The 12,864-nt window shown below is 68.1% G+C and carries 13 protein-coding genes; 10 read left to right on the forward strand and 3 right to left on the reverse strand.

Annotation, left to right across the window (positions count from 1 at the left end):
- Nucleotides 1-96: 96 nt before the first annotated feature.
- Nucleotides 97-939, reverse strand: a complete 843-nt coding sequence (gene asd / locus IFT63_RS03670; RefSeq protein WP_192083281.1) for an archaetidylserine decarboxylase — start codon at nt 937-939, stop codon at nt 97-99.
- Nucleotides 936-1,586 (reverse strand): SCO family protein, encoded by a 651-nt coding sequence (locus IFT63_RS03675; protein ID WP_192083282.1) that lies wholly within the window; start codon nt 1,584-1,586, stop codon nt 936-938. Before IFT63_RS03675 ends, asd begins: the two co-directional genes overlap by 4 nt.
- 127 nt (nt 1,587-1,713) lie before the next feature.
- Between IFT63_RS03675 and prmB the strand changes: the two genes are divergently transcribed.
- From prmB to IFT63_RS03715, 8 genes are all read left to right on the forward strand, one after another.
- Nucleotides 1,714-2,643 (forward strand): 50S ribosomal protein L3 N(5)-glutamine methyltransferase, encoded by a 930-nt coding sequence (gene prmB / locus IFT63_RS03680; protein ID WP_042614049.1) that lies wholly within the window; start codon nt 1,714-1,716, stop codon nt 2,641-2,643.
- Nucleotides 2,640-3,743, forward strand: a complete 1,104-nt coding sequence (aroC, locus tag IFT63_RS03685) for a chorismate synthase (RefSeq protein ID WP_042614048.1) — start codon at nt 2,640-2,642, stop codon at nt 3,741-3,743. The genes prmB and aroC overlap by 4 nt, the downstream gene beginning before the upstream one ends.
- A complete protein-coding gene (locus IFT63_RS03690; RefSeq protein ID WP_042614047.1) occupies nt 3,736-4,773 on the forward strand; it encodes a D-glycerate dehydrogenase in 1,038 nt (345 codons plus the stop codon). Before aroC ends, IFT63_RS03690 begins: the two co-directional genes overlap by 8 nt.
- 79 nt (nt 4,774-4,852) lie before the next feature.
- Entirely contained in the window at nt 4,853-5,881 is a 1,029-nt protein-coding gene (locus tag IFT63_RS03695; RefSeq protein WP_192083283.1) for an aspartate-semialdehyde dehydrogenase, read from the forward strand.
- A gap of 66 nt (nt 5,882-5,947) precedes the next feature.
- The gene (locus IFT63_RS03700; RefSeq protein WP_192083284.1) at nt 5,948-7,876 is read left to right on the forward strand and encodes a FimV/HubP family polar landmark protein; all 1,929 of its coding nucleotides are present in this window, start codon (nt 5,948-5,950) and stop codon (nt 7,874-7,876) included.
- A gap of 26 nt (nt 7,877-7,902) precedes the next feature.
- Nucleotides 7,903-8,268, forward strand: coding sequence for a VOC family protein (locus IFT63_RS03705; RefSeq protein WP_042614044.1), 366 nt, complete (start codon nt 7,903-7,905; stop codon nt 8,266-8,268).
- A gap of 53 nt (nt 8,269-8,321) precedes the next feature.
- Nucleotides 8,322-9,092: a tRNA pseudouridine(38-40) synthase TruA gene (truA, locus tag IFT63_RS03710; RefSeq protein ID WP_042614043.1), complete on the forward strand. Its 771-nt coding sequence runs from the start codon at nt 8,322-8,324 to the stop codon at nt 9,090-9,092.
- On the forward strand, nt 9,089-9,745 hold the full coding sequence (locus tag IFT63_RS03715; RefSeq protein ID WP_042614042.1) for a phosphoribosylanthranilate isomerase: 657 nt from the start codon (nt 9,089-9,091) through the stop codon (nt 9,743-9,745). Before truA ends, IFT63_RS03715 begins: the two co-directional genes overlap by 4 nt.
- A gap of 18 nt (nt 9,746-9,763) precedes the next feature.
- On the opposite strand, the gene IFT63_RS03720 is transcribed toward IFT63_RS03715, so the two are convergent.
- Nucleotides 9,764-10,657 (reverse strand): LysR family transcriptional regulator, encoded by an 894-nt coding sequence (locus IFT63_RS03720; RefSeq protein WP_042614041.1) that lies wholly within the window; start codon nt 10,655-10,657, stop codon nt 9,764-9,766.
- A 96-nt stretch (nt 10,658-10,753) separates the two neighbouring features.
- On the opposite strand from IFT63_RS03720, the gene trpB reads away from it, so the two are divergent.
- Nucleotides 10,754-11,971 carry a tryptophan synthase subunit beta gene (trpB, locus tag IFT63_RS03725; protein WP_057687222.1) on the forward strand — a complete coding sequence of 406 codons (1,218 nt, stop codon included), beginning with the start codon at nt 10,754-10,756 and terminating at the stop codon, nt 11,969-11,971.
- A gap of 39 nt (nt 11,972-12,010) precedes the next feature.
- Nucleotides 12,011-12,820 carry a tryptophan synthase subunit alpha gene (gene trpA / locus IFT63_RS03730; protein WP_042614040.1) on the forward strand — a complete coding sequence of 270 codons (810 nt, stop codon included), beginning with the start codon at nt 12,011-12,013 and terminating at the stop codon, nt 12,818-12,820.
- Nucleotides 12,821-12,864: the final 44 nt, after the last annotated feature.

Genomic DNA, 12,864 nt, shown 5'->3' on the forward strand with positions numbered 1-12,864 from the left:
GGTGGGTGACGACCGTCGGTCGTCACGCTGTTGCTTGCCGCTGCGCTCGCCGAGCATGGCCCGGCGCTACCGCAGCGGCAGTGGCAGACGGCCCGATCAGCGCAGCGTGGCCAGCGCCTGTCCCAGCTGCACCGCGTGTTCGGCATCCAGGTGCGGGGCGAAATCGGCCACGCCGGGCGGCAGCAGGACGATCACGGTGGAGCCATAGTTGAACCGCGCCATTTCGGCGAAGCGCTCCAGCGTGATGCCTTGGCCGCGGTAATCCTTGCGCGTGATGCGATCGCCGTAGTGCGGGATCTCCTCGCCACTCCAGACGGTCTCCACGCCGGACACCAGCAGCGCGCCGACCATCACGCTGACCATCGGACCGAAACTGGTATCGAAATGGCAGACCAGCCGCTCGTTGCGGGCGAACAGCCCGGGCACCTTGTTGACCGCCGCCGGGCCCACGCTGAACAATCGACCCGGCACGTGCACGGTTTCGCGCAGGGTGCCGGTCCACGGCATGTGCACGCGGTGGTAGTCCTTAGGCGACAGGTACACCGTGGCGAACAGGCCGTCATTGAACGGCTTCGCATCCTCGGCGCTGCCGAGCAGTTCGGCAGCGGTAAAAGACTGACCCTTGGCCTGGAAGATGCTGCCGCCTTCGATGCGGCCGAGCTGGCTGATGCGGCCGTCCGCAGGCATCACCAGGTTGCGCGGATCGGCATCGGCGACGCGCGAGCCGGGTTTCAACGCCCGGGTGAAGAACTGGTTGAACGTCTTGTAGCTGCGCGGGTCCGGGTCGGCCGCCTCGCCCAGGTTCACCCCGAACTTCGCGGTGACGGTATCGATCAACCACTGCGACACGCGCGGGTTGTCCGAGTACGCCAGCGCGCGCGCCATCGAGGACAGCAGACGGTGGGGCAGGGCGTAGCTCAGGGTGGTCATCAAGCTCATGGGGCGGATTTCTCGGTCAGCTTCTGCAGGTCGCGGGCGATCGCCGGCGCATTGAACGGGGGACGGATGATGCCGGCCAGCCGGCCTTCGGCATCCAGCACGGCCAACGTGGCCGAGTGTTCCATCGTGTAGTCCTCGGGGTCTTCATCGAATGCCTTGCCGGGCACCTTCTGGAACACAAGGCCCAGCGAGGTCGCGAACTTTTCCAGCGATGGCACGTCGCCGGTGGCGGCCAGGGTGTCCTTGTGGAAGGCGTGGACGTATTCGCCGAGCTGGGTGGCGCTGTCGCGCTGCGGGTCGACCGACACGAACAGCACGCGCGGGCGCAGGGTCTCAGGCACCGTCTCCCACTGCTTTTGCGCCTCCGCCAGTTCCAGCAGGGTGGTGGGACAGACATCCGGGCAGAACGTGAAGCCGAGGAACACAAGGGTCCAGTGGCCCTTGAGCTCGCCGGAGATGAGGCGGGTGCCGTCGGACTGGGCCAGGTTGAAGTCCGGCAGCGGTCGCGGCTGGGGATAGAACGTGATCGCTTCGGTGGCGGGCTGGCCGGTGGGCGCCTTGGGCGCGAACACCTTCTGCGCGGCCAGCAGGCCCAGGCCCGCGGCCAGGGCGATCAGCAGGATGATGCCGACGTTGCGATTGAACATGAGGGCCTGCGCTGCCGAGGGATCGGCCCCCATCATAACGGCAGCGGGGCGGCGGTTTCCCCTGCAACGGATGCCGAGGCAAGCGCCAGACCCTATAATCGGGGGCCAATCTACCCGTCGTACCGCCATGACCGCCGAACCGGCCGCCGAACTCCACACGATCATCGACCTGATCCGCTACGGCACCAGCCGTTTCAACGCCGCAGGCCTGACCTTCGGGCACAGCTACGACAATGCGCTGGATGAAGCGACCCAGCTGGTGCTGCACGGCCTGCACCTGCCGCACGACCTCGGGCCGGCGTACGGGCAGGCGCGCCTGCTGCAGTCGGAAAAGCAGGAGGTGCTGGCGCTGTTCGAGCGTCGTATCGACGAGCGCGTGCCGGCCGCCTACCTGACCGGGGAGGCGTGGTTTGCCGGGCTGAGCTTCAAGAGCGACAGCCGTGCGCTGGTCCCGCGTTCGCCGATCGCCGAGCTGATCGAAACCGGTTTCGAACCTTGGCTGGCTGGCCGCCACGTGGACCGCGCGCTGGACCTGTGCACCGGTTCGGGCTGCATCGCCATCGCCATGGGCCACTACTACCCGAACTGGGAAGTGGACGGCGTGGACCTGAGCGATGATGCGCTGTCGCTGGCCCACGAGAACAAGGAACGCCTGCAGGCACACAACGTGACCCTGCTGAAGTCGGACCTGTTCACCGGCCTGGCCGGGCGCCATTACGACCTGATCGTGACCAATCCGCCGTATGTCACCAATGACGAAACCGACGCCCTCCCGCAGGAGTATTCGTACGAGCCTGAAATGGGCCTGCGCGCCGGCGACGATGGCTTGGACCTGGTGTTGAAGATCCTGCGCGATGCGCCGCTGCACCTGAGCGAAGACGGCCTGCTGATCTGCGAAGTGGGCGAATCCGAACAGCACCTGGTCAAGCTGCTGCCGGAAGTGGACTTTGCCTGGGTGGAGTTCAAGGTCGGCCAGATGGGCATCTTCGCGGTGGAATGCCGTGAGCTGATCGCCCACAGTGCGCGCATCACCGAGCTGGCGGCGCAGCGGCCGTGAGTTCCAATTCGTTCGGCAAGCTGTTCACCGTCACCACCTTCGGCGAGTCGCACGGTCCGGCCATCGGCTGCGTGATCGACGGCTGCCCGCCGGGGTTGGCGCTGGACGCGGCCGAATTCGCCCACGACCTGCAGCGACGCGCCACCGGCAAGAGCCGGCATACGTCCGCGCGCCGCGAGGCCGATGAGGTGGAGATCCTGTCAGGCGTGTACGAGGGCTTGACCACCGGCACCCCGATCGCGCTGCTGATCCGCAATACCGACCAGCGCAGCAAGGATTACGCCAACATCGGCCAGCAGTTCCGCCCGGGCCATGCCGACTACAGCTACTGGCACAAGTACGGCATCCGCGATCCGCGCGGTGGCGGCCGCTCGTCGGCACGTGAAACCACCATGCGCGTGGCGGCCGGCGTGGTCGCCAAGAAGTGGCTGGCCGAGCGCTTCGGGGTGACCGTGCGCGGCTACCTGTCCCAGCTGGGCCAGATCACGCCGAACGGCTTCGACTGGTCGGCGGTGGAAGACAATCCGTTCTTCTGGCCCGATGCCGCGCAGGTGCCGGAGCTGGAGACCTACATGGATGCGCTGCGCAAGTCCGGTGATTCGGTCGGTGCGCGCGTGGACGTGGTGGCCGACAACGTACCGCCGGGCTGGGGTGAACCCATCTACGGCAAGCTGGATGGCGAACTCGCCTCGGCGCTGATGAGCATCAACGCAGTGAAGGGCGTGGAGATCGGCGACGGCTTTGCCAGCGCCGCGCAGAAGGGCACCGAGCACCGTGACCTGCTGACCCCGCAGGGATTTGCCAGCAACCATGCCGGCGGCATCCTCGGCGGTATTTCCACCGGGCAGCCGGTGACGGCGTCGATCGTGCTCAAGCCCACCTCCAGCCTGCGCCTTCCCGGCGCCTCGCTGGACAGCGAAGGCAAGGTCATCGAGGTGGTCACCACCGGCCGGCATGACCCTTGCGTGGGCATCCGCGCCGCACCGATCGCCGAGGCGATGATGGCGCTGGTGCTGATGGACCAGGCGCTGCGCCACCGTGCGCAGTGCGGCGATGTCGGCAGCATCACCCCGCGCATCCCGGGCCACATCGATGGCTGATGCGCGCCGCGTTGTCTGGGTCAGCCAGCCGCTCATCGATGCGGTGATCGAGCCGCTGCGTGCGCAGGTCGAACTGATCACCACCGACGCGGTGACCGCGTGGACGCCGGAACAGCTGGCAGAGCGGCTGGCGGGCGTCGACGGTGCCATCATCACCCTCAACGAACGCATTGGCGCGGCCCAGCTGGCCGCTGCCGGTCGCCTGCAGGTGATCGCCAATGTCGGCGTGGGCTACAACAACCTGGATGTCGACGCGCTGAGCGCGGCCGGCATCCTGGCCAGCAACACCCCGGACGTACTGACCGAGACCACCGCGGACATGGGCTTTGCCCTGTTGATGGCCGCCGCGCGCCGGATCACCGAATCCGAACGCTGGCTGCGCGACGGCCAGTGGGGCCAATGGTCGTTCCAGACCATGCTGGGCGCGGACATCCATGGCAGCACGCTGGGCATCCTGGGCATGGGCCGCATCGGTCAGGGCATCGCCCGCCGCGGTGCGCACGGCTTCGGGATGCGCGTGCTGTACCACAACCGCTCGCGGCTTCCGGCTGCGACCGAAGCGGACGTAGGCGCCCAGTACGCCGAGCTGGATGCCCTGCTGGCGCAGAGTGACCACCTGGTGCTGGTGCTGCCGTACACGGCAGCCTCGCACCATCTGATCGACGCGGCCGCACTGGCGAAGATGAAGCCCACCGCGACGCTGGTGAACATCGCCCGCGGCGGTATCGTCGACGAGCTGGCGCTGGCCGATGCACTGGCCCACGGCCGGCTGGCGGCGGCCGGGCTGGATGTCTACGAAGGCGAGCCGCAGGTGCGTCCGGAGCTGCTGGCGCTGCGCAACGTGGTGCTGACCCCGCATATCGGCAGCGCCTCGCTGGGCACCCGCAAGGCAATGGTGCAGCTGGCGGCGGACAACCTGTTGGCCGCGCTGGGCGTGGCCGGTGAAGCGACGCGCATGCCAAGCGCGATCAATGCCGACGCGGCGCTGGCCGCGCGCGCTGCTTCGGGCGATAAAAGCAAAAAACGATAGGGAGCCTCCGCGCCTGCACGAGGAGGTTCCCCGAACCCGGCCGCATTGCGTGAACCCCCTCCTTTTTTGAGAATGCCCCATGAGTACCGAACAACGTTCCTTCCATGTCGCCGTCGTCGGCGCCACCGGTGCGGTCGGCGAAACCATGCTGTCGATCCTGGCCGAGCGTGACTTCCCGGTCGGCACGCTGACCCTGCTCGCCTCCTCGCGCTCGGCCGGCGGCGAAGTCGAGTTCAACGGCCAGAAGTACATCATCAAGGACCTCGCCGACTTCGATCCGACCGGCGTGGACATCGCGTTGTTCTCCGCCGGTGGCAGCGTGTCCAAGGAATACGCGCCGAAGTTCGCCGCCGCCGGTGCGGTGGTGATCGACAACTCCTCGGCGTTCCGTTACGACGATGACGTGCCGCTGGTGGTCTCCGAGGTCAATCCAGACCAGGTCGCCAACCGTCCGCGCGGGATCATCGCCAACCCGAACTGCTCCACCATGCAGATGCTGGTCGCGCTGGCGCCGCTGCATCGCCGTTACGGCATCGAGCGGATCAACGTGGCGACCTACCAGTCGGTGTCCGGCGGCGGACGGTCGGCGCTGGAAGAGCTGGGCAAGCAGACCGGCCAGCTGCTCAGCTTCCAGGAAATCGACCCGCAGCGTTTCCCGGTGCAGATCGCCTTCAACCTGATCCCGCACATCGACGACTTCCTGGACAACGGCTTCACCAAGGAAGAGATGAAGCTGGTCTGGGAAACCCAGAAGATCCTCGGCGACAGCAGCATCCTGGTGAACCCCACGGCGGTGCGCGTGCCGGTGTTCTATGGCCACTCCGAAGCGGTGGCGATCGAAACCCGCGACAAGGTCACCGCCGCGCAGGCGCGTGAACTGCTTGCGCAGTCGCCGGGCGTGGAAGTGGTGGATCGCCACGAAGCGGGCGGCTACCCGACCCCGGTCACCCACGCCTCGGGCACTGATGCGGTGTACGTCGGCCGCATCCGCGAAGACCTTTCGCACCCGCGCGGCCTGAACCTGTGGATCGTCTCGGACAACATCCGCAAGGGCGCTGCACTCAATGCGGTGCAGTTGGCCGAGCTGGTCGCCGCCGAACCGCGTTGAGCAGGGCGGGGGGCGTGCCGGTCAAGACCCCCCACTTTGTGGCGGCCAGCCGTTATATTGGCCGCCATGAACAACGGGGCCCGCGGCGTCATGCGACCGCTCAAGTATCTTTCCACCCTCCTGCTGGCGCTCGCCAGCAGCTCGGCGATGGCGCTGGGGCTGGGTGACATCCGTGTGCTGTCCCGTCCCGGGCAGCCGCTGGTAGCTGAAATTCCGATCATTTCCGCCGATCCGTCCGAACTGCAGAACCTGCGGGTCGGGCTGGCTTCGCCGGTGACGTTCGAACGCGTGGGCCTGCAGCGCCCGACCGGCCTGGTCAGTGAACTGCAGTTCGAACTCACCCGTACCGCACAGGGACGGGCGGTGGTGCGCGTCACCTCGGCTTCGCCGGTGGAAACCCCCGCGCTGGCGTTCCTGATCGAGGCCGACTGGGGCCAGGGCAGGCTGGTGCGTGAGTATTCGGCGTTGATGGACGCACCGACCAGCGCGGTTGCACTGAGCGAGCCGGAGATCGAGGCGCCGGCCGGCGCGATGTCCAATGCGATCATCCGCGAGCCGCAGGCCGCACCGGCGCAGTCGCCGCCGGAAACCTCGACTGCAGCCGCTGCACCTGCCCCTGCAGCGCGCACCGCCAGCACGGCTGCACCACGCGCGCCGGTGCCCGAGGCCACCGGCGCTGCCGGCGATATCGCGGTGCGGCAGGGGCAGACCCTTTCGCAGATTGCACAGTCGCTGGCCGTCGGCCAGCAGATCAGCCGCGAACGCGCGATGATCGCCCTGCTGCGGGCCAATCCGGAAGCCTTCATCCGCGGCAACATCAACCTGCTCAAGCAGGGTGCGGTGCTGCGCGTGCCCGATGCGGCCTCGCTGGCCGCCGTTGATGGCAGCGAGGCGGCAGCGATGGTGAGGGAGCATGCTGCGCAGTGGCGGCAGTCGCGCACCATTCCGCAGCCTGCCGCAGCTGATTCGAATGTTGTGGCCGCCACGCCGGCTCCCGCCGCAGCGGCGGCCCGCGGCACCGGCGCGCGTCTTGAAATCGCTCCGGCGGTGGCGGCTGCCGCTGCCACGGCTGGCTCAACCACCGGCACCGGTGATGGCAACGAGGGTGACATGCTCGGCAACGAACAACTGCGTCAGGCAAGGGAAGACGTCGCCACGCGCGATGCCGAGATCGATGAACTCAAGCAACGCGTCGCGGATCTGGAAAAACTGAAAGCGCAGCAGCAGGCGCTGGTCAGCCTGAAGGACACCGAGATCGCGGCCGCACAGGCGCGCTTGGCAGAGGCCCCACAGCAGGCGTCCAGCGGCCCTTGGTTCTGGCTGGCGCTGCCGGTGTTGCTGCTGGTGGCCGTGGGCTGGTGGCTGTCGCGTCGCCGCAAACCCTCGCCACTGCCGCCGCTGCGCCGTGACGACCACGACGACAGCGCGCTGTCGGCCGCCGTCCCGGCCGGTGCCGGGCTGGATGTGCTGGCCGAGCGCGCGGGGTGGGAGCAGGAGCCTCGGGAACAGGCCGACGCCGAGACCGACGCCGGCAGGGTGGTCGACGTGCTGCCCGATGCGCACATCGAAAGCCGCACCGACACCGGCATTGCCGGCGAAGCGCCGGTGCATTTCGATCTGGAACCACCGGCCAGCGTTTCGACCGCGGCGCCGCCTGCCGAGGAACCCTTGCTGGAGGCAGAACCGGTCGTTGACCCGGTGCCCGCCTACGCCCGCCATGCCGAGCAGCAGGAGGCCTTCCGCGGCGTCTTCGAGCTTCCCGCAGGGGACGCGCCGGTGGCGCCGGAGATGTCGGACCATGCAGCGGCGCACGCCCCCGACACGATCGCCGCCGCGCCGGCGCATGCCGGTGGCCATGACCGCCTCGAATTGGCCATCGCCTATCTGGACCTGGGGGATGCGCAGACTGCGCGCTCACTGCTGGAAGAGGTGGCCCGCAGCGATGATCCCCATCTGCAGGCGCAGGCGCGCGAACTGTTGGCGCGCCTCGGCTGACCCCTGGGCTGTACGGAGTATCGACCATGCAACGCGACCATCGCATCGACTACATCGAATTCGCTTCGCAGGATCCGGCGGCGAGTCGCGCGTTCTTCCAGGCCGTGTTCGGCTGGCAGTTCCAGGATTACGGCCCGGACTACACCGCCTTCGATGACGGGCGGCTGCAGGGCGGCTTCTATCGTGCCGCGCCGGTGTCCACCGACACCGCAGGCGCGCCGCTGGTGGTGCTGTATGCCGACCAGCTGCAGCCGGTGATCGAGGCAGTCCTCGCTGCGGGCGGTGAGCTGCTCAAGCCGGTCTTTTCGTTTCCGGGGGGCAGCCGGTTCCACTTCCGCGAGCCCGGCGGCAATGCGCTGGCGGTATGGTCCGAGCGCGATCCAGCCGGCTGACACCGGCACCGGCGGCCGGCTTGGCGTCTTTTCACAGATTCAGAGGTAGCAGCATGCGTTACGCCTTGGGCGTGGAGTACGACGGCAGCGATTACAAGGGCTGGCAGAATCTCGGCGAAGCCGGCCCGAGCGTGCAGGCCAGCCTGGAAAAGGCGCTGTCGTCGGTCGCCGATTCCCCAGTACGCGTGGTCTGCGCCGGCCGTACCGATGCAGGCGTGCATGGTCAGTGCCAGGTCGTGCATTTCGATACCGATGCCGTGCGCGATCCGCGCGGCTGGACCCTCGGCACCACCGCGCGGCTGCCCAGGTCGATCGCGGTGCGCTGGTGCACGCCGGTCGCCGATGACTTCCATGCGCGCTTTTCCGCACGCGCACGACGCTATCGCTACCGTCTGTTGAACCGTTCGATACGACCGGCGCTGCAGCGGCAGACGCTCAGCTGGGAGCGGCGCCCGCTGGATGCCGGGCTGATGCACCAGGCCGGGCAGGCGCTGCTCGGCGAGAACGACTTCAGCGCCTTCCGCAGCATCCAGTGCGAAGCGTTGCACGCGCGTCGCCAGATGCAGTCGGTCAGCGTGCTGCGCAACGAGGAGGTGATCGAAGTGTCGGTGCAGGCCAATGCATTCCTTCATCACATGGTTCGCAATATCGTGGGTTCGCTGATCCTGGTGGGCAGCGGGGAGCGTCCGGTCGAGTGGATCGGTGAGCTGCTGGCCGGCCAGGACCGTACCGTCGCCGGGCCCACTGCACCCCCTCAGGGCCTGGTGTTCCTGGGCCCGTTGTACCCCGACAACTGGCACCTGCCTGCCGAGGTCACCCTATGAGCCGCTCCTACTACCGTACCCGCATCAAGTTCTGTGGCATGACCCGCGCCGGCGATGTCCGCCTGGCCGGCGAGCTCGGCGTGGATGCGGTGGGCTTCATCTTCGCCCGCGAGAGCAAGCGCCGCGTGGCGCCCGCCGAAGCACGTGCGATGCGCCAGGCGATCGCGCCGATGGTCGATGTGGTGGCCCTGTTCCGTGACAACACGCGTGAGGAAGTGCGTGAGGTGCTGCGCACCGTGCGTCCTACGCTGCTGCAGTTCCACGGCGATGAAGACGAGGGTTTCTGCCGCGGCTTCAACATGCCCTACCTGAAGGCCATCGCGATGGGCGGCCGCGAAGAGGTCAACGCACGCACCCTGCAGCTGCGCTACCCCAGTGCGGCCGGTTTCCTGTTCGACAGCCATGCGCCGGGCGGCGGCGGCGGGACCGGCGTTGCCTTCGATTGGACGCGCATTCCGAGCGGCCTGCACCGACCCTTCCTGCTCGCCGGCGGGCTGACCCCGGAAAACATCTTCGACGCGGCCGTGGCGACCCTGCCGTGGGGCGTGGATGTGTCCAGCGGGATCGAATCCGAGCCGGGCATCAAGGACGGTTACCTGATGCGCAAGTTCGTCGAAGAAGTCCGTCGCGCGGACTGCGCAAGTCTCGATTGAGCGCACCCTGCTGCCGGTTTACCGATCAGCAAGTTCGGCCTTCAGCCAGGCCACCAACGCATCGACACGCGGATCCGCACGGGCAGCGTGCCGCGCCAGCACCCAGGCGCCGGCGGTGGCGGTGAATCCCCACGGCGCGATCAGTCGCCCGCCTGCCACATCATCGGCAACCAGGGGTTCCGGCGCGATCGCCACGCCCAGTCCCGCCACCGCCGCTTCCAGCAGGTAATACAGGTGTTCGAAGCCCTGGCCTCGCCGTAGCGCGCGCGCGTCCAGCGCATGCGCAGCGGCCCAGGCCGGCCATGCCTGCGGCCGCGAGGTGGTATGCAGCAGTTCCTCGGGCAGCAATGCGGACGCCGGCCGACCCTGCAGGCGTGCCGCTGCCGGGTGTTGTGGGGAGAGCACCGCGCCGACCCGTTCCGGTGCCAGTTCGATCACCTCCCAGCCGTTCGGCCACGGCGGTTCAGCCAGCAGCAGCACGGCATCCAGCCGTGCCTGGGCTTCGCTGAAGCTGCCGTCCAGCGCCGACCAGTGGACGTTGAGCGCGGGCAGGGCGGCCTGCAACCGCGGCAATCGCGGGATCATCCAGCGCGCCAGCACGCTGCTGCTGCAGCCAAGCACCAGGGCGTCGTGCAGGGCCGGGCGATGCAGCTGGTCCACTGCAGCGTGCAACCGTCCAAACGCATCCTTGCAGGCGGCCTGCAGGGTCTGGCCGCTGGCGGTCAGGCGCAGGCCGCGCCCGTCGCGCTCGAACAACGCCAGGCCGAGATCTGCCTCCAGCAGTTTGATCTGCCGGCTGATCGCGCCGTGGGTGACATGCAGGGCCTGCGCTGCGCGTCCGACGCCGCCCAGCCGGGCCGTCGCTTCAAAGGCGCGCAGGGCATTGAGTGGGGGCAGCGGGCGCGTTGTCATGTGAGAAATACTGACATGATGTGGCGGAAATATCGATATTCCCCGTGCAACCCGTGCGCTAGAGTGGCGGTCCACCTGCTCGACCCGGTTGCCCTCATGTCGCTCCCCCCGATTCCTGACTTCCATGCCTATCCCGATGCCAACGGGCATTTCGGGCGTTACGGTGGCAGCTTCGTCGCCGAGACCCTGGTCGGACCGCTGCAGGAGCTTGCCGCGGCCTACGACCAGGCGCGCAAGGATCCGGCCTTCATCGCCGAATACGACCACGACCTGGCCCATTACGTGGGCCGACCCAGCCCGATCTACCATGCGCGGCGGCTCAGCGACCACGTCGGCGGCGCGCAGATCCTGCTCAAGCGCGAGGACCTGAACCACACCGGCGCGCACAAGATCAACAACACCATCGGCCAGGCGCTGCTGGCCTCGCGGATGGGCAAGAAGCGCATCATCGCCGAGACCGGCGCTGGCCAGCACGGCGTGGCCAGCGCGACGGTGGCCGCACGCCTGGGCCTGGAATGCGTGGTGTACATGGGCGCCACCGACATCGAACGGCAGAAGATCAACGTCTATCGGATGAAGCTGCTGGGCGCGACCGTGGTGCCGGTGACGTCGGGTTCGGCGACGCTGAAGGATGCCCTCAACGAAGCGATGCGCGATTGGGTCACCAACGTGCAGGACACCTTCTACATCATCGGCACCGTGGCCGGCCCGGATCCGTATCCGCGCATGGTGCGCGATTTCAACGCCATCGTCGGCCGTGAAGCACGCGAACAGATGCTGCTGGAATACGGCCGCCTGCCCGATGCGATCACCGCCTGCGTGGGCGGAGGCAGCAATGCCATCGGCCTGTTCCATGCGTTCCTGAACGACCGCGAGGTGCAGATCTTCGGCGCCGAAGCGGCCGGTGATGGCATCGAGACCGGGCGCCATGCCGCCTCCATCGCGGCAGGCCGCCCGGGTGTGCTGCACGGCAACCGCACCTATGTGCTGTGCGATGACGATGGCCAGATCATCGAGACCCATTCGGTGTCCGCTGGCCTGGATTACCCGGGCGTCGGGCCGGAGCACGCGTTCCTGGCCGACAGCGGCCGCGCCACGTATCTCGGCATCACCGATGAGGAGGCCCTGCAGGCCTTCCACCTGCTGTCGCGTACCGAGGGCATCCTGGCTGCGCTGGAGTCCAGCCATGCGCTGGCGCAGGCGATCAAGCTGGCCCGTGAGCGTCCGCGCGACCAGCTGGTGCTGTGCAACCTGTCCGGCCGCGGTGACAAGGACGTGCATACCATCGCCGCGCGCGAAGGCCTGATCCTGTGATGTCTGCCATCCCTGTATTGATCCAAGGACGTGCCTGAAATGCCTGTATTCCGACTTGATGCCCGTTTCCAGCGGCTGCGTGATGCGCAGCGCAAGGCGCTGATTCCCTTCATCACCGCCGGCGATCCGTCGCTGGAGGCCACCGTCCCGGTGATGCACGCGCTGGTCGAGGCCGGCGCCGACGTGCTGGAACTGGGCGTGCCGTTTTCCGATCCGATGGCCGATGGCCCGACCATCCAGCGCAGTTCGGAGCGTGCGCTGGCGCGCGGCGCCGGGCTGCGTTACGTGCTGCAGGCGGTGGCCGAGTTCCGCAGCCGCGACACTGAAACGCCGGTGGTGCTGATGGGCTACCTGAACCCGGTGGAGATCCACGGTTATGCCCGCTTCGCCACTGAGGCCGTTGCCGCTGGCGTGGACGGGATCCTGCTGGTCGACCTGCCGCCGGAAGAAGCGGGGGAGGCCAACGCAGCGTTCGACGCGGCGGGCCTGGCGCTGGTGCTGCTGGCCTCGCCGACCACCAGCGATGCACGTGCCGCTACGCTGCTGGGCTTGGCGCGCGGTTATCTCTATTACGTGAGTTTCGCCGGTGTTACCGGGGCATCGGACCTGCTCGACCATGAGGCGGCGGGGGCCCGCCTGCAGGCGCTGCGCGACCGGGCCAGCGTGCCGGTGGTGGCCGGGTTCGGGATCAAGGATGCGGCCAGTGCGGCGTCGATGGCGCGCCAGGCCGATGGCGTGGTGGTGGGCAGTGCGTTGGTGTCGGTGCTGGCGCAGGCGACCACGGTGGACGAAGCGGTGCAGGCGGCGGGGGCGTTCCTGGCGCCGCTGCGGCAAGCGTTGGATGCTTAAGGCGTCTGCAGGGCTAGCGGGGCGGTGGGGCGGGGCGGCCGTGC

The organism is Stenotrophomonas sp. CFBP 13724, assembly GCF_014841975.1.
GTDB classification, from domain to species: domain Bacteria; phylum Pseudomonadota; class Gammaproteobacteria; order Xanthomonadales; family Xanthomonadaceae; genus Stenotrophomonas; species Stenotrophomonas lacuserhaii.

Excerpts from the sequence above, each read along its gene's own strand:
- IFT63_RS03675 (WP_192083282.1), bottom strand. The coding sequence starts at position 1,586 with ATGTTCAATCGCAACGTCGGCATCATCCTGCTGATCGCCCTGGCCGCG.
- trpB (WP_057687222.1), top strand. The coding sequence starts at position 10,754 with ATGTCGCTCCCCCCGATTCCTGACTTCCATGCCTATCCCGATGCCAAC.
- IFT63_RS03715 (WP_042614042.1), top strand. The coding sequence starts at position 9,089 with ATGAGCCGCTCCTACTACCGTACCCGCATCAAGTTCTGTGGCATGACC.
- prmB (WP_042614049.1), top strand. The coding sequence starts at position 1,714 with ATGACCGCCGAACCGGCCGCCGAACTCCACACGATCATCGACCTGATC.
- asd (WP_192083281.1), bottom strand. The coding sequence starts at position 939 with ATGAGCTTGATGACCACCCTGAGCTACGCCCTGCCCCACCGTCTGCTG.
- IFT63_RS03705 (WP_042614044.1), top strand. The coding sequence starts at position 7,903 with ATGCAACGCGACCATCGCATCGACTACATCGAATTCGCTTCGCAGGAT.
- truA (WP_042614043.1), top strand. The coding sequence starts at position 8,322 with ATGCGTTACGCCTTGGGCGTGGAGTACGACGGCAGCGATTACAAGGGC.
- IFT63_RS03720 (WP_042614041.1), bottom strand. The coding sequence starts at position 10,657 with ATGACAACGCGCCCGCTGCCCCCACTCAATGCCCTGCGCGCCTTTGAA.
- IFT63_RS03695 (WP_192083283.1), top strand. The coding sequence starts at position 4,853 with ATGAGTACCGAACAACGTTCCTTCCATGTCGCCGTCGTCGGCGCCACC.
- trpA (WP_042614040.1), top strand. The coding sequence starts at position 12,011 with ATGCCTGTATTCCGACTTGATGCCCGTTTCCAGCGGCTGCGTGATGCG.
- IFT63_RS03700 (WP_192083284.1), top strand. The coding sequence starts at position 5,948 with ATGAACAACGGGGCCCGCGGCGTCATGCGACCGCTCAAGTATCTTTCC.
- IFT63_RS03690 (WP_042614047.1), top strand. The coding sequence starts at position 3,736 with ATGGCTGATGCGCGCCGCGTTGTCTGGGTCAGCCAGCCGCTCATCGAT.